The sequence below is a fragment of the Streptomyces coerulescens genome (genome assembly GCF_042657965.1).
Taxonomy (GTDB): domain Bacteria; phylum Actinomycetota; class Actinomycetes; order Streptomycetales; family Streptomycetaceae; genus Streptomyces; species Streptomyces coerulescens.
In genome coordinates this window covers 319,177-340,484 of sequence record NZ_JBHSKM010000001.1, presented here as the reverse complement: position 1 = coordinate 340,484, position 21,308 = coordinate 319,177, and the positions used below count along the sequence as shown (strand labels likewise).

20 protein-coding genes are annotated in these 21,308 nt (G+C 71.2%); 12 read left to right on the top strand and 8 right to left on the bottom strand.

Going from position 1 to position 21,308, the window contains the following annotated elements:
* Positions 1-27 precede the first annotated feature (27 nt).
* Entirely contained in the window at positions 28-1,254 is a 1,227-nt protein-coding gene (locus tag ACFPQ9_RS01480; protein ID WP_380845146.1) for an MFS transporter, read from the bottom strand.
* 173 nt (positions 1,255-1,427) lie between these two features.
* On the opposite strand from ACFPQ9_RS01480, the gene ACFPQ9_RS01475 reads away from it, so the two are divergent.
* The 3 genes from ACFPQ9_RS01475 (at position 1,428) to ACFPQ9_RS01465 (ending at position 3,892) form a co-directional block, all read left to right on the top strand.
* Positions 1,428-2,069, top strand: a complete 642-nt coding sequence (locus ACFPQ9_RS01475) for a DUF6758 family protein (protein ID WP_380845143.1) — start codon at positions 1,428-1,430, stop codon at positions 2,067-2,069.
* A 191-nt stretch (positions 2,070-2,260) separates the two neighbouring features.
* A complete protein-coding gene (locus tag ACFPQ9_RS01470; protein WP_380845140.1) occupies positions 2,261-3,118 on the top strand; it encodes a PHP domain-containing protein in 858 nt (285 codons plus the stop codon).
* 168 nt (positions 3,119-3,286) lie between these two features.
* Positions 3,287-3,892 carry a MarC family protein gene (locus tag ACFPQ9_RS01465; protein WP_380845137.1) on the top strand — a complete coding sequence of 202 codons (606 nt, stop codon included), beginning with the start codon at positions 3,287-3,289 and terminating at the stop codon, positions 3,890-3,892.
* A 77-nt stretch (positions 3,893-3,969) separates the two neighbouring features.
* Here the strand turns inward: ACFPQ9_RS01465 and ACFPQ9_RS01460 are convergent, their stop codons facing one another.
* Positions 3,970-4,122 carry a hypothetical protein gene (locus tag ACFPQ9_RS01460; protein WP_093747204.1) on the bottom strand — a complete coding sequence of 51 codons (153 nt, stop codon included), beginning with the start codon at positions 4,120-4,122 and terminating at the stop codon, positions 3,970-3,972.
* A 206-nt stretch (positions 4,123-4,328) separates the two neighbouring features.
* Here ACFPQ9_RS01460 and ACFPQ9_RS01455 point away from each other — a divergent pair, with 206 nt between their 5' ends.
* Positions 4,329-5,222: an NYN domain-containing protein gene (locus ACFPQ9_RS01455; RefSeq protein ID WP_380845134.1), complete on the top strand. Its 894-nt coding sequence runs from the start codon at positions 4,329-4,331 to the stop codon at positions 5,220-5,222.
* Here ACFPQ9_RS01455 and ACFPQ9_RS01450 read toward each other — a convergent pair.
* Together ACFPQ9_RS01450 and ACFPQ9_RS01445 are read right to left on the bottom strand one after the other, a co-directional pair.
* On the bottom strand, positions 5,219-6,100 hold the full coding sequence (locus tag ACFPQ9_RS01450) for an alpha/beta fold hydrolase (protein ID WP_380845131.1): 882 nt from the start codon (positions 6,098-6,100) through the stop codon (positions 5,219-5,221). The two genes, ACFPQ9_RS01455 and ACFPQ9_RS01450, sit on opposite strands and share 4 nt — an antisense overlap.
* 242 nt (positions 6,101-6,342) lie before the next feature.
* Entirely contained in the window at positions 6,343-8,820 is a 2,478-nt protein-coding gene (locus ACFPQ9_RS01445) for a DEAD/DEAH box helicase (protein ID WP_380845128.1), read from the bottom strand.
* A 483-nt stretch (positions 8,821-9,303) separates the two neighbouring features.
* On the opposite strand from ACFPQ9_RS01445, the gene ACFPQ9_RS01440 reads away from it, so the two are divergent.
* Complete coding sequence (locus ACFPQ9_RS01440; protein ID WP_380845125.1) at positions 9,304-10,050, top strand: ferritin-like fold-containing protein; 747 nt, start codon at positions 9,304-9,306, stop codon at positions 10,048-10,050.
* 282 nt (positions 10,051-10,332) lie between these two features.
* Here ACFPQ9_RS01440 and ACFPQ9_RS01435 read toward each other — a convergent pair whose 3' ends face one another.
* The 4 genes from ACFPQ9_RS01435 to ACFPQ9_RS01420 form a co-directional block, all read right to left on the bottom strand.
* Positions 10,333-10,602, bottom strand: a complete 270-nt coding sequence (locus ACFPQ9_RS01435; RefSeq protein ID WP_330356098.1) for a hypothetical protein — start codon at positions 10,600-10,602, stop codon at positions 10,333-10,335.
* A 190-nt stretch (positions 10,603-10,792) separates the two neighbouring features.
* On the bottom strand, positions 10,793-11,020 hold the full coding sequence (locus ACFPQ9_RS01430; protein WP_380845121.1) for a DUF3107 domain-containing protein: 228 nt from the start codon (positions 11,018-11,020) through the stop codon (positions 10,793-10,795).
* A gap of 151 nt (positions 11,021-11,171) precedes the next feature.
* Positions 11,172-11,813, bottom strand: a complete 642-nt coding sequence (locus ACFPQ9_RS01425; RefSeq protein ID WP_380845119.1) for a TetR/AcrR family transcriptional regulator — start codon at positions 11,811-11,813, stop codon at positions 11,172-11,174.
* A 243-nt stretch (positions 11,814-12,056) separates the two neighbouring features.
* Positions 12,057-12,281, bottom strand: a complete 225-nt coding sequence (locus tag ACFPQ9_RS01420; protein ID WP_380845117.1) for a hypothetical protein — start codon at positions 12,279-12,281, stop codon at positions 12,057-12,059.
* 239 nt (positions 12,282-12,520) lie between these two features.
* On the opposite strand from ACFPQ9_RS01420, the gene ACFPQ9_RS01415 reads away from it, so the two are divergent.
* The 7 genes from ACFPQ9_RS01415 (at position 12,521) to ACFPQ9_RS01385 (ending at position 21,112) form a co-directional block, all read left to right on the top strand.
* Entirely contained in the window at positions 12,521-13,552 is a 1,032-nt protein-coding gene (locus ACFPQ9_RS01415; RefSeq protein ID WP_380845115.1) for an alpha/beta fold hydrolase, read from the top strand.
* Positions 13,553-13,821: 269 nt separating this feature from the next.
* Positions 13,822-15,258 (top strand): DUF3152 domain-containing protein, encoded by a 1,437-nt coding sequence (locus ACFPQ9_RS01410; RefSeq protein ID WP_465269553.1) that lies wholly within the window; start codon positions 13,822-13,824, stop codon positions 15,256-15,258.
* Positions 15,259-15,314: 56 nt separating this feature from the next.
* Positions 15,315-15,407, top strand: a complete 93-nt coding sequence (locus ACFPQ9_RS01405) for an Ms4533A family Cys-rich leader peptide (RefSeq protein ID WP_380845111.1) — start codon at positions 15,315-15,317, stop codon at positions 15,405-15,407.
* 225 nt (positions 15,408-15,632) lie between these two features.
* Positions 15,633-17,354: an ABC transporter substrate-binding protein gene (locus tag ACFPQ9_RS01400; protein ID WP_380845109.1), complete on the top strand. Its 1,722-nt coding sequence runs from the start codon at positions 15,633-15,635 to the stop codon at positions 17,352-17,354.
* A gap of 4 nt (positions 17,355-17,358) precedes the next feature.
* Positions 17,359-18,345 carry an ABC transporter permease gene (locus ACFPQ9_RS01395; RefSeq protein ID WP_380845107.1) on the top strand — a complete coding sequence of 329 codons (987 nt, stop codon included), beginning with the start codon at positions 17,359-17,361 and terminating at the stop codon, positions 18,343-18,345.
* Complete coding sequence (locus tag ACFPQ9_RS01390; RefSeq protein ID WP_380845105.1) at positions 18,342-19,331, top strand: ABC transporter permease; 990 nt, start codon at positions 18,342-18,344, stop codon at positions 19,329-19,331. The genes ACFPQ9_RS01395 and ACFPQ9_RS01390 overlap by 4 nt, the downstream gene beginning before the upstream one ends.
* The gene (locus ACFPQ9_RS01385; protein WP_380845103.1) at positions 19,328-21,112 is read left to right on the top strand and encodes a dipeptide ABC transporter ATP-binding protein; all 1,785 of its coding nucleotides are present in this window, start codon (positions 19,328-19,330) and stop codon (positions 21,110-21,112) included. The genes ACFPQ9_RS01390 and ACFPQ9_RS01385 overlap by 4 nt, the downstream gene beginning before the upstream one ends.
* Positions 21,113-21,308 lie beyond the last annotated feature (196 nt).

Below are 21,308 nucleotides of genomic sequence, written 5' to 3'. Positions count from 1 at the left end.
ACCTCACCAACCGGTGGCCGAAAAGCGTCAGTTGGCGAATACGGTGACGCTGTCCTGCGTCGTGTGCCGAGTCTGCAGTTCCTCGGCATCGTGAGTGAGCGCGTTCCGCCGTACGAGTACTACGAGCGCGCCCGCCACGGCCGTGACCGCCGCCACCACGAACGGGACGCGGACGCTGCCGGTCCATTCCTCGATCCGCGGCGCGAAGTAGGGCGCCGCGGCCGCCGCGAACCAGCGCACGAAGTTGTAGCCCGCGCTCGCCACGGGGCGCGGTGCGTCCGAGACGCCGAGGGCCAGTTCCGTGTAGACGGTGTTGTTCACGCCGATGAAGGCGCCGGACAGGATCGTGCAGACGACGGCGGTGGTGTGGTCGCCGTAGCCGAGGACCAGTACGTCCAGCGCGAGCAGCACCAGTGACCCGCCGAGCACCTTCAGCGAACCGAACCGCTTCTGCAGGCGCGGCGCCACCAGGACCGAGAACACCGCCAGCAGCACACCCCAGGCGAAGAACACCGCGCCCGACCGGTACGGGCTCATGTTCAGCACGAAGGGCGTGAAGGCCAGCACGGTGAAGAACGTGTAGTTGTAGAAGAACGCCGAGACCGCCGCGGACGCCAGACCGCCGTGGCCGAGCGCCTTGAGCGGGTCGAGGATCGAGGTCTTGCGGGCCGGCTTCGGCTGCTCCTTCAGGAACGCGGCGATGCACAGGAAGCCGACGGCCATCAGGAAGGCCGTACCGAAGAACGGGTAGCGCCAGCTGGCGTCGCCGAGCAGGGCGCCCAGCAGCGGCCCGCACGCCATGCCGAGGCCGAGGGCGGACTCGTAGAGCAGGATCGCCGCCGCGCTGCCGCCGGCCGCCGCGCCGACGATGACCGCGAGGGCCGTCGAGACGAAGAGCGCGTTGCCGAGCCCCCAGCCCGCGCGGAAGCCGACCAGTTCGCCGACCGATCCGGACGTGCCCGCGAGTCCGGCGAAGACCACCACGAACGCGAGGCCCAGCAGCAGGGTCCTGCGGCCGCCGATCCGGCTGGAGACGTAGCCGGTGAGCAGCATCGCGACCGCGGTGATGAGGAAGTACGACGTGAAGAGCAGGGAGACCTGGCCGGGCGTGGCGTTCAGGCCGCCGGCGATGGACGGCAGGATCGGGTCGACGAGCCCGATGCCCATGAAGGCGACGACGGACGCGCCGGCGGTCGCCCACACGGCCCGCGGCTGCCGCAGAAGGCCGCCCGCTCCCGCGTCGAGGGGGTCCATACCGTTCTCCCATCCGGACTGAGGTGTGTGGTCGATGCACAGAATATGTTAGATAAGCTAATTAATGCAAGCTACATCTAAATCCTGCGGGATCCGGGTTTTCCCGTACCGGTTCCGTCCGGACGGGTGATCGTCCTTGACGTGGCGCACAAGGGGTAGGACCGTGGGGGCCTATGAGGGGCGAACCCAGTTGCCCGAAGTGTGGTGGCCGGGTCAGGGCTCCCGGACTCTTCGCCGACACCTGGCAATGCGATGTGCACGGCACCGTGCATCCGGTGCAGCCCGTGATCCCGCCCAGCGTCGAGGCCCTCGGCGTGGTCGTGCATCGCACGCAGGTGCCGGTATGGATGCCGTGGCCGCTGCCGATCGGCTGGCTGTTCACCGGAGTCGCCAGCGCGGGTGACGACCGCAGCGGCGGCAGAGGAAGTGCGGTGGCCTGCTCCGGACCCGGACCGCTCGGCGGCATGGGCGAGCTGATCCTGGTCGCGGAGGAGCTGGGGGTCGGTCTCGGCGCACGCTACGCGGGCATCGACGGCCCCGACCCCGGGTCGTACATGAACGTCGAGAAGCCGCCCCAGGCCAAGGTCCTCGCCGCCGGCCGCCCCACACCGCTGTGGCATGTGTCGGGCACGCCCGACGACCGTGCCGTGTTCGCGGGGGAGGCGCTCGGGATGTGGCTGTGGGCGGTCATGTGGCCCGAGCAGTCGGGCCTGTTGATGTACGACGAGCTCGTGCTGACGGACCTGAGGGACGCGGGGGCCGAGGTGGAACTGGTGCCCTGCGGGGCGTTGTCGCCGCGCTTGCTCGAGCCGTAGCGCCCACCGGGGTGGGGGTGTCGCTTGTCGGGCGGCTGCGGGTTGTGTGTGTCTGGTCGCGCAGTTCCCCGCGCCCCTGAGGTGGGTGGATGTAGGGGGCGCTTGCCGCGTGCGGGTGTGACAGGGGGCGTGGAAAATGCGGTTATCCTTGAGCGGCCCCTTCCGTATCGTCCCCGACTGGAGTTCGCGTCGTGCGTATCGATCTGCACACCCACTCCACCGCTTCCGACGGTACGGACACCCCCGCTGAGCTGGTGCGCAATGCCGCCGCGGCCGGGCTGGACGTCGTGGCGCTCACCGATCACGACACCACCCGCGGGTACGCCGAAGCCGTTGCTGCTCTGCCGGACGGGCTCACCCTCGTCACCGGCGCCGAGCTCTCCTGTCGTATCGACGGGATCAGCATGCACATGCTGGCCTACCTCTTCGACCCCGAGGAGCCCGCGCTGCTCGCCGAGCGGGAGCTCGTGCGGGACGACCGGGTGCCGCGGGCCCAGGGCATGGTCGCCAAGCTCAACGGGCTGGGCGTGCCCGTCACCTGGGAGCAGGTGCTGCGGATCGCCGGTGACGGCTCGGTCGGGCGGCCGCATGTCGCCTCCGCGCTGGTCGAGCTCGGGGTCGTCCCGACCGTGAGCGACGCCTTCACCGAGGACTGGCTCGCCGACGGCGGCCGGGCCTACGTGGCGAAGCACGAGACCGACCCGTTCGAGGCGATCCGGCTGGTCAAGGCCGCGGGCGGGGTGACCGTGTTCGCGCACCCCGCCGCGAGCAAGCGGGGCCGTACGGTGCCGGAGTCCGCGATCGCCGAGCTGGCCGCGGCCGGGCTCGACGGCATCGAGGTCGACCACATGGACCACGACCCCGACACCCGCGCCCGGCTCCGCGGGCTCGCCAAGGAACTCGGACTGCTGCCGACCGGGTCCAGCGACTACCACGGCAGCCGCAAGACGTGCGTGCTCGGTGAGTACACGACGGATCCCGAGGTGTACGGCGAGATCACGCGACGGGCGACCGGGGCGTTTCCCGTGCCGGGGACCGGCGGGGCCTAGGCCCTGAAGCGCAGGTCGCTCACCTTCACGTCTGTTGTGGGGCACCCGGCGTCGCCGGCCGTGCCCGTCCGTTCCCCCTCGCGGGACACCTTCCCCCAGCGGTAGCGGCACCGCTCGGCGCTGCCTGCCCACCGCGCGTTCTCCCTCTCCTCGCAAGGCTCCTCACGCATGTTCGACGTCGCCGTTTTCGGCTCCCTGTTCCTGACCCTGTTCGTCATCATGGATCCCCCCGGGATCACCCCGATCTTCCTCGCGCTCACCGCGGGCCGGCCGGCCAAGGTGCAGAAGCGGATGGCCTTCCAGGCCGTCTGTGTCGCGGGCGGAGTGATCGCCGTGTTCGGGCTCCTCGGCCACCAGATCCTCAACTATCTGCATGTCTCCGTCCCCGCGCTGATGATCGCGGGCGGGCTGCTGCTCCTGCTGATCGCGCTCGACCTGCTCACCGGCAAGACCGACGAGCCGAAGCAGACCAAGGACGTCAACGTCGCCCTCGTCCCGCTGGGCATGCCGCTGCTGGCCGGGCCGGGTGCGATCGTGTCGGTCATCCTCGCCGTGCAGAAGGCCGGCAGCGTCGCCTCGCAGGTGTCGGTGTGGTCGGCGATCGTCGCCATCCATGTCGTGCTGTGGCTCGTGATGCGGTACTCGCTGCTGATCATCCGCGTCATCAAGGACGGCGGCGTGGTCCTGGTGACCCGGCTCGCTGGCATGATGCTCTCCGCCATCGCCGTGCAGCAGATCATCAACGGCGTGACCCAGGTGATCCAGGGCGCCTGAGCCGCGGACGCGCGAAGCCCCCGTACGCCGTGGGTGGCGTACGGGGGCTTCGAAGCTTCTTCGGTGATCCGCGGCTGTTACGAGGCCGTGGTCTCGGCGGGTCGGATCCACAGCCGCTGCCCCGTCGCGGCGGCCTGCTGAACGATCCGGTTGACGGAGGCGGCGTCCACGACGGTGCTGTCCACGGGCGTGCCGTCGAACTCGTCGAGTCGCATGATTTCGAAGCGCATGGCTTCTCCCTTCGTCTGGTCATCCTCCTGAGGAGAACTACTCGGTTACACAAGTAGGGAACGTGCTTCACGTTACAAACATTCCCTACGCTAAAGAAATTTTTCGAACGGCTAACTACTGACCGGTAAGAGGTTGGCCGACGATCAAGGGGAGACTGACCGGGACCGGTTGTGTTCGCAGCGTGACCGCCGGGACAATGGAGACGATGAACGACGACCTCGGCGCACTCTCCGCCCGCATCGACCACACCAACGAGCTGCTGCAACGCATGCTCGCCGAGGTGGCGAAGACGCCCTCGACCCACGCGATCTTCGTCGACGCGGGCTACCTGTACGCGGCCGCGGGCCGGCTGGTCGCCGGGACCGAGGACCGCCGCGCCTTCGACCTGGACGCCGAGGGGCTCATCGAGGCGCTCATCGACCGGGCCCGCACGATCTTCGCCGACAGCAGGCTGCTGCGCGTCTACTGGTACGACGGTGCCCGGCGCCGCATCCACACCGCCGAGCAGCAGTCGATCGCCGAACTCCCCGATGTGAAGGTGCGGCTGGGAAACCTCAACGCCAACAACCAGCAGAAGGGCGTCGACTCCCTGATCCGGACCGATCTGGAGTCCCTGGCCCGACATCGCGCGATCAGCGACGCGGCCCTGCTCGGCGGGGACGAGGACCTGGTGTCGGCGGTCGAGGCGGCGCAGGGGTACGGGGCGCGGGTGCACCTGTGGGGGATCGAGGCCCCGGAGGGCCGCAACCAGGCCGAGCCGCTGCTCTGGGAGGTCGACAGCCAGCGCACCTTCGACCTCGACTTCTTCAAGCCGTACGTCTCCCGGCGCACGTCCGCCGCGTACGAGGGGGCGGGGGCGCGGCCGACTCGGGAGGACGTCCGCTTCGTCGGCGCGCAGATCGCGGCGAAGTGGCTCGCGGCGCGCGGGCGGGAGTCACTCGTGGAGCTGCTGCCCGGGCATCCCTATCTGCCCGGGTCGGTCGACCAGGACTTGCTGGTGGAGGCGGAGGGGCTGCTCCAGTACTCGCTGCGGGGGCAGGCCGATCTGCGGCGGGCCTTGCGTGACGGGTTCTGGGAGCATCTCCAGGCGCAGTACTAGCCCTCCGCGACGCTGTCCCAGAAATCGGCGGTGGCCCGGGCGGTGGGCAGCGGCTGGTCGGCGTTGGGGGAGTGCTCGGCGCCGGGGATGACCGTGCGGCGGGCCTTCAGACGTGCGGCCATGTCGTCGAGTACCGGGACCGGCCAGGTGTCGTCGCTGGCGCCGGACAGGACGTGGAACGGCAGCGGCAGGGCGGCCAGTTCGTCGACGCGGTCCGGTTCCGTGGTCAACTGACGTCCGGTGGCGAGGAGTTGGGCGGGCTTCGTGCCGAGCCAGCGGCGCCGCAGCAGGTCCTGGCCGCCGATGCCCTTGGCCGGGCCGCCGACCTCCTCGGGCGGGCCCATGGCGAGGATCGCCTCCCAGGTCTCGGCCATCGTCATCACCGCGAGCGCGTCCCGCAGGAGCTTCACGCGCTGCTGCTGGGAGTCGGAGATCTGGGCGGGGCCCGACGCCATGAGGGTGAGCGACCGGAACGGCGTGTGGTCGATGAGGACGGCGGCGCGGGCGATCTGGCCGCCCAGCGAGTGGCCGAAGAGGTGCAGCGGGGTGTCGCGAGCGCCGAGGGCCTCCGCCTGCGCCAGCACGTCCCTCGCCAACTCGCCCCGCGCGTAGGCGGATTCGTCCTCCTCCGGGCCGTCCGACTCATGCTGTCCGCGTCCGTCGACGGCGATCGTGCGGTAGCCGCGTGCCGCCAGCGGCTCCTGCATGAGCGTGAAGTCCTCCTTGCTGCCGGTGAATCCGGGGAGCAGCAGGGCCGAGCCCCGGGCCTCGATGCCGGGGGCGACGGGGTGGTCGACGACGGCGAAGGCGCCGCGCGAGGTGTCGAGGCGGTAGGCGCGGGCGTTCGGGGGCGGGGTGAAGGCGGGTTGGGTGGTCACGAGGGGGAGGGTAGCGGGTGGCCTTGAACCCTCCGAGCCCAGCCGTCGGGGGATCAGTGCGGGCGGAGGGAGGGCGGGTGGTGCCTGGGCAGCGGGTGCTCACGAACTCCCCGAGTCCTTCCGGGGCCGGTCGGAGGGTGAGGCGCCTACGGCCGTTTCCTGAGTTCTCCGGGGTCGGTCGGAGGGTGAGACGCCGACGGCCCGGTCCCACGTGAGGTGGGACCGGGCCGTCGTGCGGGAGATCAGCTCTCCGTGGGCTCCGCGGCAGCCGTGGCCTTGCGGGTCCGGCGTGCCCTGGGCTTGGCCTCCGTGGCCTCCGCCGTGCCGTCGGCGGCCGCCACCGTGGCGGCGGCCTTGCGGGTGCGGCGGCGCGGGGCCGGCGCATCCTCGGCAGCCGGCTCCTGCGTGGCCTGGGCCGGGATGTCGGCGACCTCGGTGGCCTTCGCGGACGCCGCGGTCTTGCGGGTGCGGCGTGCCTTGGGCTTGGCTTCCGCGGCCTCGGCGGTGTCCACCGCGGCCTCGGCGGTCGCCTTGCGTGTGCGGCGCGGCTTGGCCTCGGCGGCCTCCGGCTCGGCAACGGTCGCGGCGGCCTTGCGGGTCCGGCGCGGCTTGGCCTCCGTGCCCTCGGCCGTGTCCACGGCTGCCTCGGCGGTGGCCGTGGCCTTGCGGGTGCGGCGTGCCTTGGGCTTGGCTTCCGCGGCCTCGGCGGTGTCCACCGCGGCCTCGGCGGTCGCCTTGCGTGTGCGGCGCGGCTTGGCCTCGGCGGCCTCCGGCTCCTGGGCCGTCTGGGCCGGGATGTCGGCGGCCTGGGGCGCGTCGGCGGCGGCCGCGGTCTTGCGGGTGCGGCGTGCCTTGGGCTTGGTCTCCGTGGCCTCGGCGGTGTCGACAGCGGCCTCGGCCGTCGCCTTACGGGTCCGGCGGCGCGGCTTGGTCTCCGCGGCCTCCGGGGCCTCCTGTACCGCCTCGGCGGTGTCGACGGCGGTCTCGGCGGCTGCGGTCGCCTTGCGGGTGCGGCGGCGCGGCCTGGCGGCGGGGGCCTCGTCGGGCTCCGCGGCCTGCGGTGCCGTAACCGGCTCGGACGCCTGCACGGCCTCCGTCTCGGGTGCCACGGTCTCCGCCTCGGGGGCCACGGTCTCCGCCGAAGTCGCCTGCTGCTCCGCCGACTTGCGAGTGCGGCGGCGGCGCGGCTTGGCCGGGGTCTCGTCCGCCGTGTCCAGGGACGGGCCCTCGGCCGTCTCGACCGCGGCCTCGGCGGCCGTGGTCGTCGGCGCCGCCTCCGACACCGCTCCGCCACGGGTACGGCGACGGCGGCGCGGGGTACGCGAGGCGGTGACCGCCTCGGCCGTACCGGCCTCGGTGGTCTCCTCGACGGAGCCCGTGGCCGGGGCCGACGTCGCGTCCAGCGGGGATCCGCCGCGCGTACGGCGACGGCGACGCGGCGTACGCGCCGGGCGCTCGCGCTCCGGCGAGGACGAACGGGCGTCGTCCCGGCCGCCCCGGCCACCGCGACCGCGCGCACCGCGCCCGCCGGTCTCGCCGAGGTCCTCGACCTCCTCTGCCGCCAGCCCGGCGCGCGTGCGCTCCGAGCGGGGCAGAACACCCTTGGTGCCGGCAGGGATCTTCAGGTCCTCGAAGAGGTGCGGGGACGTGGAGTACGTCTCCGGCGGGTCGTTGAAGTCCAGCTCCAGCGCCTTGTTGATGAGCTGCCAGCGCGGGATGTCGTCCCAGTCGACCAGCGTGATCGCCGTACCCGTGTTGCCCGCGCGGCCCGTACGGCCGATGCGGTGCAGGTACGTCTTCTCCTCTTCCGGCGACTGGTAGTTGATGACGTGCGTGACACCCTCGACGTCGATGCCGCGCGCGGCGACGTCGGTGCAGACGAGGACGTCCACCTTGCCGTTGCGGAAGGCGCGCAGCGCCTGCTCGCGGGCGCCCTGGCCGAGGTCGCCGTGGACCGCGCCGGAGGCGAAGCCGCGCTGCTGGAGCTGGTCGGCCAGGTCGGCGGCCGTGCGCTTCGTACGGCAGAAGACCATGGCCAGTCCCCGGCCCTCGGCCTGCAGTATGCGCGCGACCATCTCGGGCTTGTCCATGTTGTGCGCGCGGTACACGTGCTGCGAGATGTTCGCGACGGTCACGCCCTCGTCGTCCGGCGCGGTGGCGCGGATGTGCGTGGGCTGCGACATGTAGCGGCGCGCGAGACCGATGACCGCGCCCGGCATGGTCGCCGAGAACAGCATGGTCTGGCGCCTGACCGGCAGCATGTTGATGATCTTCTCGACGTCGGGCAGGAAGCCCAGGTCGAGCATCTCGTCGGCCTCGTCGAGGACGAGCGCCTTGATGTGCTTGAGGTTGAGCTTCTTCTGGCCCGCGAGGTCCAGCAGGCGGCCCGGGGTGCCGACGATGACGTCGACGCCCTTCTTCAGGGCCTCGACCTGCGGCTCGTAGGCGCGGCCGCCGTAGATCGCCAGGACGCGGACGTTGCGCACCTTGCCGGCGGTCAGCAGGTCGTTGGTGACCTGCGTGCACAGCTCGCGCGTGGGGACGACGACGAGCGCCTGCGGGGCGTCGGTGAGCGCCTCGGGCTCGGCGCGGCCGGCCTCGACGTCGGCGGGGACGGTGACGCGCTCCAGGAGCGGGAGACCGAAGCCCAGCGTCTTGCCGGTACCGGTCTTGGCCTGGCCGATGACGTCCGTGCCGGAGAGGGCGACGGGGAGGGTCATCTCCTGGATGGGGAAGGGATTGACGATGCCGACGGCCTCAAGGGCCTCAGCGGTCTCGGGAAGGATGCCGAGCTCTCGGAAAGTCGTAGTCAGGGTGCTGCCTCTTCTGTGTGCGCGGTGCGAGGCGAGCGCGGGGGGTCTTTGACGGACCGTGCCGGGGACGTCGGCTGCCTTACGGGCTGGCCGTAGGGCACGGGACCACTGCCGACGCTCTAGCGCTCGTACCGCTGAGGGTGTCCCTCCGGTCGTCGTACGCACAGTGCCGTACGGCCGGGGAGGGCTGTCGGGTCGGAGCCGATCGGGCCACCGACCGGGCATCCTCATAACGTGCGGCCCGTCGAGATACGTCTGAGTACTCAGCGGGCGCATTACCACCATACCCCGGAAACGCGCACATGCGATGGCCGAATTGGTCACGTAGTCGGCGTCACAGTGATTGACCAGGGACTTCCGTGACTCGACGAGCGGGCTATTGTGCGCTTCATGACGACGCCTGACAACACCTCTGACGCCTCCGCCACCGCCGTCGAACACACCGGGGTCGCCGCCCAGGACTGGGCCACGGCCTCCGCCGATCCGCAGTACCGGGCCGCTGTCGTGGACCTGCTCGGCGCGCTGGCCTACGGAGAGCTGGCGGCGTTCGAGCGCCTCGCCGAGGACGCCAAGCTGGCGCCGACGCTGGCGGACAAGGCGGAGCTGGCGAAGATGGCGTCGGCCGAGTTCCACCACTACGAGAAGCTGCGGGACCGGCTGACCGAGATCGGGGCCGAGCCGACGCAGGCGATGGAGCCGTTCGTCGCCGCGCTGGACGGCTTCCACAAGCAGACGGCGCCCTCGGACTGGCTGGAGGGGCTCGTCAAGGCGTACGTCGGTGACTCGATCGCCAGTGACTTCTACCGGGAGGTCGCGGCGCGGCTCGACTCCGACACGCGCGGGCTGGTGCTCGCCGTGCTCGACGACACCGGGCACGCGTCGTTCGCCGTCGAGAAGGTGCGGGCCGCGATCGACGCCGATCCGCGCGTCGGCGGGCGGCTCGCGCTGTGGGCGCGGCGGCTGATGGGGGAGGCGCTGTCGCAGTCCCAGCGGGTGGTCGCCGACCGGGACGCGCTGTCGACGATGCTGGTCGGTGGCGTCGCGGACGGCTTCGATCTCGCCGAGGTCGGGAAGATGTTCTCGCGGATCACCGAGGCGCATACGAAGCGGATGGCTGCGCTGGGGCTTGCGGCGTAGTTTTCTCGCCCCCGCCGCCCCTACCCGTCCCGTCCTCAAGGGGCTCCGCCCCTGCGACCCCGGTCAGGGGGCTGCCGCCCCCTGAACCCCCGCTCCGGCCCTGAACGGGCCTTGTCCTCAAACGCCGGACGGGCTGGGAGATCACCGGCGTCAGTGGCTGGGAGATCACCGGCTTCAGTGGCTGGGAGATGACCGGCGTCGGTGGCTGGAGGAGGTCACCGGCCTCCGTGGCTGGAAGAGATCACCGACGTCAGTTGTCCGGCGGCCGCCGGTCCTCCGGGTCTACGCGGTCGCCGAGTGACGGCGGAGTCTTCCCGCCGGGCGGACCAGTAGGGAGAGGGAGGCGGCGGAGACGACCGCCGCGCCGATCAGGATCACGAAGAGGTTGCCGAAGTCGAGCGCGGTGTGCGTGATGAAGGCGCCGAAAAGACCGCCCGCGACACCTGTCGAGAGGACCAGCGAGCGGGCGGGCAGCCGGTGCGGCAGGCGGCGCGCGGCGGCCCAGGCCAGGGCGAGGCCGAGGATCGCGGAGCTGATCGCTTCCAAGAGCATGTTGGGGTCCCTCCCACATGGCCGGCCGGCTCGAAACGGTCGTAGCCCGTCATACCCCTGACCTGCGGAATGCAATCCTCCTCTGTGATCGGGCTGTGCGCCATTCGTGGAGGGGGAGGGGACGGGAAACGGGAGGGCCCGGCGACTCGTGTCGCCGGGCCCTCCCGTGATCTGCCGCGTCGGCGCCCTGTTACAGCGCGCCGAATCCCACCTTGCGCGGAGCCGGCTCACCGAGCTCCACGTAGGCGAGGCGGTCGGCCGGGACGAGGACCTTGCGGCCGTGCTCGTCCACGAGGCTGAGCAGCTGCGTCTTCCCGGACAGCGCCTCGGACACCGCCTTCTCGACCTCCTCGGCACTCTGACCGCTCTCCAGAACGATCTCGCGGGGCGCGTGCTGCACGCCGATCTTGACCTCCACGGCTATGTCCCTCCGACGGTCAGTGAAGTGCGCGACCTTCCGCGCCGTACCCAGCACACATTAGCCCGGTGAGGGGACGTACACGCTCCGACCAAGAACGCCAACAGCGAACAGCGGGCGGGAACAAACGTGCCCGTGGGGCCGGTGGGCGTCAGTGGTGCTCGATACCGTGCAGCGGGAAGCCCGCGATACCGCGCCATGCCAGGGACGTCAGCAGCTGCACCGCCTGGTCGCGCGGGACGCTGCGGTCGCTGTGCAGCCAGGAGCGTGCCACGACCTGCGCGAGACCGCCGAGGCCGGAGGCCAGCAGCATCGACTCGGCGCGCGAGAGGCCGGTGTCCTCGGCGATGACGTCGCAGATCGCCTCGGCGCAATCGTTCGTGACCTTGTCGACGCGCTCGCGCACGGCGGGCTCATTGGTGAGGTCCGACTCGAAGACCAGGCGGAACGCGCCGCCGTCGTCCTCGACGTACGCGAAGTACGCGTCCATCGTCGCCCGCACGCGCTGCTTGTTGTCGGTCGTCGACGCGAGCGCGTGGCGAACGGCTTGGATCAGGGACTCGCAGTGCTGGTCCAGCAGCGCGAGATAGAGGTCGAGCTTGCCCGGGAAGTGCTGGTAGAGCACCGGCTTGCTGACGCCGGCGCGCTCGGCGATGTCGTCCATCGCCGCGGCGTGGTAGCCCTGCGCGACGAAGACCTCCTGGGCGGCGCCCAACAGCTGGTTCCGTCGGGCACGGCGCGGCAGGCGCGTGCCCCGCGGGCGTGCCGCCTCTGTCTGCTCGATGGCTGTCACGCCGCCTCCCAATGTCGTCCACATGCGGTGTGCGCCGCGCCGCCATCGTACTTTTCGGTAACCCTGGTGTGCGCGGTGCGAGCGCAGAATTTCACGGACCGGACGGTGGCGAAAGTCGCGCACAGGGTTTGAAACCCGGGCAGAGCGGGCACCGAATGGCCTCTTTCCTGCTCAGCGGCACTCTCACGGGTGGTCGTGCTGCGTCAGCGATGGTCGTTCTCTGTCACCGGCAGTCGTCCTCGGTCACCGGTAGTCGTCCTCGTCGATGGAGACGACGCGTGCCTGCTCGATCAGATCGGCCTCGTTCGCCTCGTTCCGGTCCGCGTCGTCCAGCGTGTCGTCGCGGTCGCGCCTGACGTCGGCATGCTGCTCGGCCGCGTCGGCCGGCGGGGCCTCGACGTCGAACTCCTCGGACTCCTCGGTGTCCTCGTCCACGAACGTGTCGGGGTCGGTCGGATCGACGGCCATGGCGGGCTCCCTTCCTAGAACGTCCCCGGGGGACGGCGTCCCTGGGCGAAGCTGGGGTCCACATCCGGGTGCCCTGCGTATGAGCCTAGGAGACACCGGTTTCGCACGCTATGCGATGCGCCGGGGGATCTGTGGGCCGTGCTCGCCTCCGGTTCCCCGGCCTTCCGGATGCCATGTACTTGACGACTTGTGACGGCGAACACATGAACCACTGCGTGATCGTCTCGTAACATTGCCGCATGTCTTCGACCGAGCTCCCGTCCGCGCCGGCCGCCAGCGCGCTTCCGAAGGTGGCGACCGTCCGGGTCGCGGAGGGCGAGCGGCTGCGATCGGTCGGACTGCCCGGGATCACGCTGACGGTGCGGGCGAGACCGCCCGCGCGCGAGGGGCTGGCGCCCGCGCTCTACGTCCATGGACTCGGCGGTTCCTCGCAGAACTGGTCGGCGCTGATGCAGCAGCTGGAGGGCGAGGTCGACGGCGAGGCCGTCGACCTGCCGGGCTTCGGCGACTCGCCGCCACCGGACGACGGGGACTACTCGATCACCGCGCACGCACGCGCGGTGATCCGCTATCTGGACGCCTCCGACCGCGGCCCCGTGCATCTCTTCGGCAACTCGCTCGGCGGCGCCGTCACGACGCGTGTCGCAGCCGTGCGCCCCGACCTCGTCCGCACGCTCACCCTCGTGTCGCCCGCGCTGCCGGAGATCCGGGTCCAGCGCACCGCCGTACCGACCGGCCTGCTCGCGGTGCCCGGGGTGACCGCGCTCTTCACCCGCCTCACCCGGGGGTGGACGGCGGAGCAGCGGGTCCGCGGCGTGATGCACCTCTGCTACGGCGACCCCGGGCGGGCCACGCCGGAAGGATTCCGCAACGCGGTCGAGGAGATGGAGCGCCGGCTGCAGCTGCCGTACTTCTGGGACGCGATGACGCGTTCCGCGCGCGGGCTGGTCAACGCCTACACACTGGGCGGCCAGCACGCCCTGTGGCGCCAGGCGGAGCGGGTGCTGGCGCCGACCCTCCTCATCTACGGCGGCCGGGACCAGCTCGTGGGCTACCGCATGAGCCGCAAGGCAGCGCACAGCTTCCGTGACTCCCGGCTGCTGACCCTGCCGGACGCCGGGCACGTGGCGATGATGGAGTACCCCGAGGTCGTCGCCCGGGCGTTCCGTGAACTCCTCGTCGAGACGGGGCAGTCGCAGGCCGTGAATCCACGCGAGCGGGCCGACGTCGCCGGAGACGGCGAAGCCGCGTCCGAGAACCCGGGGAGCTGAGGCGCGACGTGGGACGCCACAGCCGCCGCGGATCCGGCGCCAAACGCGACACCGCGGACACCACCGCACGACAGGGCTCCCGGGGGGCGCAGCCGGATACCGGCGCGGTCCAGCGGGGGCCGTCCGCGCCCGGCCCCGGTTCCGGTCCGGGTGCTGCCGGGCCGGGGAGGGTTCCGGGTCCTCGACCCGCGCCGGGTCCCGCACGACAGGGGATACCGGGGCCCGCGTACGGCGGGCAGGGCTTCCCCGACGGGACGCCCGCGCACGGTGTGCCCAGGCTGCCGGACGGCACTCCCGCCCACGGTGTCCCGAGGCTCCCGGACGGTACGCCCGTCCATGGTGTCCCGAGGCTGCCCGACGGCACGCCCGCGCACGGCACGCCCAGGCTTCCCGATGGCACTCCCGCGCATGGATTCCCCCACTTTCCCGACGGGACCCCTGCCCAGGGTGTGCCCCGGTTCCCCGACGGGACGCCCGCTCAGGGTGTGCCCCGGTACTCGGGCGGGACCCCCGCCCAGGGCGTGCCCCGGTACGGGGACGGGACGCCCGCGCATGGCATACCCCAGGCCCGCGGCAGCCACCCCGAGCAGCGTGAACCCGGCGGTGGATGGGGTGAGTTGAGGGGGCGTACCGGGGTCGCGTACGGCACTGCGGGGGCGGCCGGTGCGGCCCCCGCGACCGGTGTGCCTCTGCCCCGTCCCCGGCGGGCGGCGCACTCGGAAGGGCCCCGGCAGGACTATGTCGACGCCTTCGACGAGGACGTCGACGTCTTCGCGCCCCGGACGACCGGGACCGCACACGCCGCGCACGCCTCCACCACCGACTGGGACACCAGGGGCGGTGCCGGCGCCGACGTGGACGACGACGCCCCGCCGACCGGCGAGCCCGTGCCGGCGCAGGGCGGCAAGGGGCGGACCTTCACCGGTATCGCCGCTGCCGCCGTCGTCACCGTGCTGGCCGTCGTCGTCGCAGGCCAGGTCGCGAAGGGGCGGGACGACGCCGACACGCAGTCGCAGTCCGCCGCCGACCAGGCACGCGACGCCCGGGACTCCGCCTCGCGCGGCGACGGACGGCCGACGCACTCCGGCTCGCAGGGCGTCACGACGCTGACGTACGGCCAGAAGATGGCCGTGACGTACCCGCTCGGTGCGACCCTCAGGGGTCCGGGGAAGTTCGACGCGATACAGGGAGTCGACAAGGCGCCGGGCACGGGACAGAAGTTCACCTACCGCGTGGATGTCGAGCAGGGGCTCGGGCTGGACGGCGAGCTGTTCGCCGAGGCCGTGCAGAAGACCCTCAACGACGACCGCAGCTGGGCCCACAACGGCGCCCGCACCTTCGAGCGCATATACACCGGCAAGCCCGACTTCGTGATCACGCTGGCCAGCCCCGGCACCACCGCCGACTGGTGCGCCAAGTCCGGACTCGACACCACCGAGGACAACGTCTCGTGCGACTCGGCCTCCACCGAGCGCGTCATGATCAACGCCTACCGATGGGCGCAGGGATCGGAGACGTACGGCGACCGCATCCATGAGTACCGGCAGATGCTGATCAACCACGAGGTCGGCCACCGGCTCGGTTTCGGCCATGTGACCTGCGACAAGGACGGCGAGCTCGCCCCGGTCATGCAGCAGCAGACCAAGTTCCTCGACCACGACGGGATCCACTGCCGGGCCAACCCCTGGGCTTATCCCAGGAGTTGACGGGTGACTCGGACGTCACATTGACATGTGCAGCGAGATCATCCATATTTCTGCACATGTCGTCCCGTCACGCCTCCTCTCGCGCCGCCATCGAGCTGGCGCTCATCGGCGTGACCGCTCTGTGCGTGGCCGACATTCTCTGTCGCTGACGCTCGCCCTTGGCGTTCGCGTCGCGATCTCTTTCCCTCCCGTGATCACGTGACCTTTTTCTTGTCCCGTGATGTGGTCGCGGGTACCTGACGACCCGACGGTCCGACGCCGGGGCAGACGTCTGCTCACTTCTGTCTCACTTCGCGTCACTGTGTCTCGCCATTCGATATACCGGCGGGATCGCAGGATCGCGGGATCCCATCAATCCCGAGAGGTCGTCTCCGATGCGTCAACCGTCCGTCACAGCGCGCCGCGTGGCCGCGGCATCCGTCAGCCTGGTCGTGGCAGCGGGCGCCGTCGCCTGCGGCCCTCAGGACAACGATGCCAAGAGTTCCGGCGGCGACTCCACGCCCCACAAGGGCGGCACGCTCACGGTCCTGAACTCCAACCCCCAGCAGGACTTCGACCCCGCCCGCCTCTACACCTCCGGCGGCGGCAACGTCCCCTCCCTCGTCTTCCGCACCCTCACCACCCGCAACCGCGAGAACGGCGAGGCCGGCGCCAAGGTCGTCCCCGACCTCGCCACCGACACCGGACGCCCCAACAAGGACGCGACCGTGTGGACGTACACCTTGAAGGACGGCATTAAGTACGAGGACGGGACGCCGATCACTTCGGCCGACATCAAGTACGGCATCGAGCGTTCCTTCGCCCCCGAGCTGTCCGGCGGCGCCCCGTATCTGCGGGACTGGCTGGTCGGTGCCGCCGACTACCAGGGGCCGTACAAGAAGGGCGACAAGGGGCTCTCGGCGATCGAGACGCCGGACGCGCGGACGATCGTCTTCCATCTCAACAAGCCCGAGGGCGAGTTCCCCTACCTCGCCACGCAGACCCAGTTCACGCCCGTGCCGAAGGCCAAGGACACCGGCACGAAATACGAGCAGCACCCGGTCTCGTCCGGGCCGTACAAGGTCGTCAGCAATGAGAACGACGGTGAGCGGCTCGTCCTGGAGCGCAACACGCACTGGTCCGCCTCGACGGACGCCGAGCGCAAGGCCTACCCCGACAAGATCGACGTACGGTCCGGGCTCGACTCGTCCGTGATCAACCAGCGGCTGTCGTCGTCCCAGGGCGCGGACGCCTCCGCCGTCACCACGGACACCAACCTCGGCCCGGCCGAGCTCGCCAAGGTGACCGGCGACAAGGAGCTGGCCGCCCGGGTCGGTACCGGTCACTTCGGCTACACCAACTACATCGCCTTCAACCCCGAGATCAAGCCGTTCGACAACGCCAAGGTGCGGCAGGCGATCGCGTACGCCATCGACCGGTCGTCGGTCGTCAACGCCGCCGGCGGCTCCGCGCTGGCCGAGCCCGCCACCACCTTCCTGCCGGACCAGAAGTCCTTCGGCTACACGCCGTACGACCACTTCCCGGCGGGTGCCGCCGGTGATCCGGCGAAGGCCAAGAAGCTACTTAATGAGGCCGGTTACGCGGACGGGCTCACTGTCACCCTGACCCACTCCAACGCCAAGGACTTCGAGACCAGCCCGGAGATCGCCACCGCCGTCCAGGACGCGCTCAAGAAGGCCGGCATCACGGTCAAGCTCCAGGGCCTGGAGGAGAACGACTACTCCGACAAGATCCACAGCGTGAAGACCGAACCCGGGTTCTTCCTGGCGCACTGGGGTGCCGACTGGCCCTCCGGCGGTCCGTTCCTCGCCCCGATCTTCGACGGCCGGCAGATCGTCAAGGACGGCGCGAACTTCAACACGGGGCTGCTCGACGACACGGCAGTCAATGCCGAGATCGATGCGATCAACAAGCTGACCGACCTCGACGCCGCCGCGAAGCGGTGGGGCGCGCTCGACGCGAAGATCGGCGAGCAGGCGCTGACCGTGCCGCTGTTCCACCCCGTCTACAAGCGGCTGTACGGCAAGGACATCAAGAACGTCGTGATCAGCGACTGGACCGGTGTCCTGGACATCTCCCAGGTCGCGGTGAAGTAGCGCCGTGAGTGAGGCAGTTCTCGCCGTCGAGGCTCCCGGGGTGTCCGCCCCGGGGGCCTCGGGGGCCCGTCAGTTCTGGCGGCGGCTGCGCACGCAGCGTGCCGCCCTCGTCGCGGCGGTCGTCGTCGCGCTGCTCGTCCTTCTCGCGCTCGCCGCACCCCTGCTCACCGCGATCGAGGGCCAGGACCCGACGTCGTACCACCCGTCGTTGGTGGACTCCGCGCGCGGGGGCGTGCCCATCGGCTCCTTCGGGGGCGTGAGCGCCGACCACTGGCTCGGCGTCGAACCGCAGACCGGGCGGGATCTGTTCGCGCGCCTGGTGTACGGCGCCCGGGTCTCCCTCGGGGTCGCGCTGGCCGCGACCCTCGTCGAGGTCGCCATCGGCGTCGTCGTGGGCGTCGCCGCCGCGCTCGGCAGCCGCTGGGTCGACCAGGTGCTCAGCCGGTTCACCGACGTCATCGTCGCCATGCCGCTGATGATCATGGCGCTCGCACTGCTGGCGATCGTGCCGTCGAGCTTCCCGCGGCCCGTGCTGGTCGCCCTGGTCATCGGGCTGATCGGGTGGGGCAACATCGCGAAGATCGTGCGCGCCCAGACGCTCACCCTCAAGGGGCTCGACTACGTCGCCGCGGCCAGGCTCAGCGGCTGGGGCACCTGGCGGATCGCCCGCCGTGAGCTGCTGCCCGGCATCGCCGCGCCGGTCATCACCTACGCGGCGCTGCTCGTCCCGGCCAACATCACCGTCGAGGCCGCCCTGTCCTTCCTGGGCGTCGGCGTGAAGCCCCCGACGCCGTCCTGGGGACAGATGCTCACCGCGGCCGACGTCTGGTATCAGGCCGCCCCGCAGTATCTTCTGCTGCCCGCCGGCGCGCTCTTCGTGACCGTCCTCGCCCTGACCGTCCTCGGCGACGGCGTGCGCACGGCGCTCGACCCGCGCGCGGCGTCCCGGCTGCGCGTCGGCACCGGCCGCAAGAGGGGGGCCAAGGCATGACCGGCTTCCTCGCACGCCGGGTTCTGGGCGCCGTCGTCACCCTCTTCGCCATCTCGGTGATCGTCTACGTCGTCTTCTACGTCACCCCCGGCAATGTCGCCCAGATCACCTGCGGCCCGCGCTGCTCGCCCGCCCAGGTCCAGCAGGTCGCCGAGCAACTGCACCTGAACGACCCGCTGTACGCGCGCTACTGGGACTTCCTCCAGGGCCTGGTCGCCGGCCAGGACTACTCGACGGGCACGGCCGTGCAGCACTGCTCGGCACCCTGCCTCGGTCTTTCGTACCAGAGCGACCAGCAGGTCACCGCGCTGATCCTGGCGAAGCTTCCGGTCAGTCTGTCGCTCGTGTTCGGCGCCATGGTGCTGTGGCTGATCCTCGGCGTCGGCACCGGCGTGCTGTCCGCATGGCGACGCGGCCGTCTCACCGAGCGGCTGCTGACCGGCGTCACGCTCGCGGGCGTGGCCACCCCGGTCTTCGTCATCGGCCTGGTCCTGATGATCGTCGTCTGCGGGCAGCTGCAACTGCTGCCGTTCCCGCAGTACGTCGCCTTCACCGACGACCCCGAACAGTGGGCGTGGAACCTGCTGCTGCCCTGGCTCTCGCTCGCCCTGATCGAGGCCGCCGCCTTCGCCCGGCTGACCCGGGCGTCGATGCTGGAGACCCTGGCCGAGGACCACATCCGCACCTTCCGCGCCTACGGCGTCGGCGAGCGGTCGGTCATCGGACGGCACGCGCTGCGCGGGGCCCTCGCGCCGGTCATCGCCCTCAACGCCAACAACTTCGGCAGCGCGGTGGGCGGCGCGGTGCTCACCGAGACACTCTTCGGGCTGCCCGGCATCGGACAGGAACTGGTCCACGCCGTCAAGGTGGTCGACCTTCCGGTCGTCGTAGGCATGGTCCTGGTCATCGGTTTCTTCGTGGTCGTCGCCAACGCCGTCGCGGACGTGCTGTACGCGGTGGCCGATCGACGGGTGGTGCTGGCATGAGCGACATCGGGGATATCGAGACGGCTCCCGCGCGGGGGCTCGTCGAAGTGAGCGACCTGACCGTCGACTTCGGCGACCTGCGCGCCGTCGACGGCCTCACCTTCCGGCTGGCGCGCGGCGCCGCCCTCGCCCTGGTCGGCGAGTCCGGCTCCGGCAAGTCCACGGTCGCCTCGGCCCTGCTCGGGCTGCACCGGGGCACGGGCGCGCGGGTCGGCGGCGCGATCGACGTCGCCGGAGTCGACGTACAGCGGGCGTCCGACGAGGAACTGCGGCGGCTGCGCGGCGGCCAGGCCGCGATGGTGTTCCAGGACCCGCTGTCGTCCCTGGATCCGTACTACGCGATCGGCGACCAGATCGCCGAGGTGTACCGCGTGCACGCGCGTGCCTCGCGACGAGCGGCACGCGCGCGTGCGGTTGAGGTGCTGGACCGGGTCGGCATACCGGACGCGGCACGGCGATCCCGGTCCCGCCCGCACGAGTTCAGCGGCGGCATGCGTCAGCGCGCGCTCATCGCCATGGCCCTGGCCTGCGAGCCCGATCTGCTGATCGCCGACGAGCCGACGACGGCACTCGACGTGACCGTCCAGGCCCAGATCCTCGACCTCCTGCACACGCTCCGCGAGGAGACCGGCATGGGGCTCCTGCTCGTCACGCACGACGTCGGCGTGGCCGCCGAGAGCGTCGAGGAGGTGCTGGTGATGCGGCACGGGCACGCGGAGGAACACGGGCCGGTCGCCGCGGTGTTGGGGGCGCCCGCGCGGTCGTACACGCGGGAACTGCTGGGGGCTGTGCCGCGGGTGGATGTGCCGCGGGTGGGCGTGCCGCAGGTGGATGTGCCGCAGGTGGATGTGCGGGGTGAGGTCAGCGGAGCGAAGGCCGGCCTGGACGCGGAGGGCGCCCCCGGTGGCGCAGTTCCCGAGGTCGTCCTCGCGGCGTCCGGTCTGCGACGTGCATTCGGGCGCGGGAAGCGGGCGTTCACGGCGGTCGACGACGTCTCGCTGACCATCCACCGCGGCGAGACCCTCGGCATCGTCGGGGAGAGCGGCAGCGGCAAGACGACTCTGGGGCGCATGCTGGTCGGGCTGCTGGAGCCGACGGCCGGGGACGTCCGGTACGCGGGTGACGTCCGGTACGCGGGTGACGCCCAGTACGCGGGAGACGTCCAGTACGCGGGGGACGTCCGACACGACCGGCACGCGCGCGTGGGCGTGAATCCGGCCGTGCAGATGGTCTTCCAGGACCCTGTCTCCTCCCTCAACCCCCGCCGCACCGTGGGCGAGTCGATCGCCGACCCGCTCCGCGCGCGCGGTGAGCGCGACGAGGGGCGCATCCGGGGGCGGGTGCGGGAACTGCTGCACCGCGTGGGGCTCGAAGGGGCGCACTACGACCGCTACCCGCACGAGTTCAGCGGCGGCCAGCGCCAACGTGTCGGCATCGCACGGGCGCTCGCGGCCGACCCGCGCGTCATCGTCTGCGACGAACCGGTCTCCGCGCTGGACGTCACCACCCAGGCCCAGGTCGTCGCGCTGCTGGGCGAGCTGCAGCGCGAACTCGGCCTCGCCCTCGTCTTCGTCGCGCACGACCTCGCCGTCGTACGCCAGGTCAGCGACCGGGTCGCGGTGATGCGACGCGGCCGGATCGTCGAAGAGGGCCCCGCCGACGAGGTCTACGACAATCCTCAGGACCCGTACACCAAACAGCTCCTGGCCGCCGTACCCGCACTCGATCCGCGCATTGCCGCCCAGCGGCGGGCCGCACGACGGGAGTTGGCCGCGGTGTGACCGTCCGGTCCGGCGGCGCGGTTCAGGTGTGACGATCCGTGCGCATTCGATCTCCTAGCGCGACAGAACGCGACCCGCACGGGAAAGTTACGACCGTTCACCCCTTTTGGTGGTGCGATGGACAACCGTCCGTCGCACCACCGCCTTGTCCGCTTACGTTCGTCCCGCTGCGAGCCGTCGCGGGAACGGCGGCTCC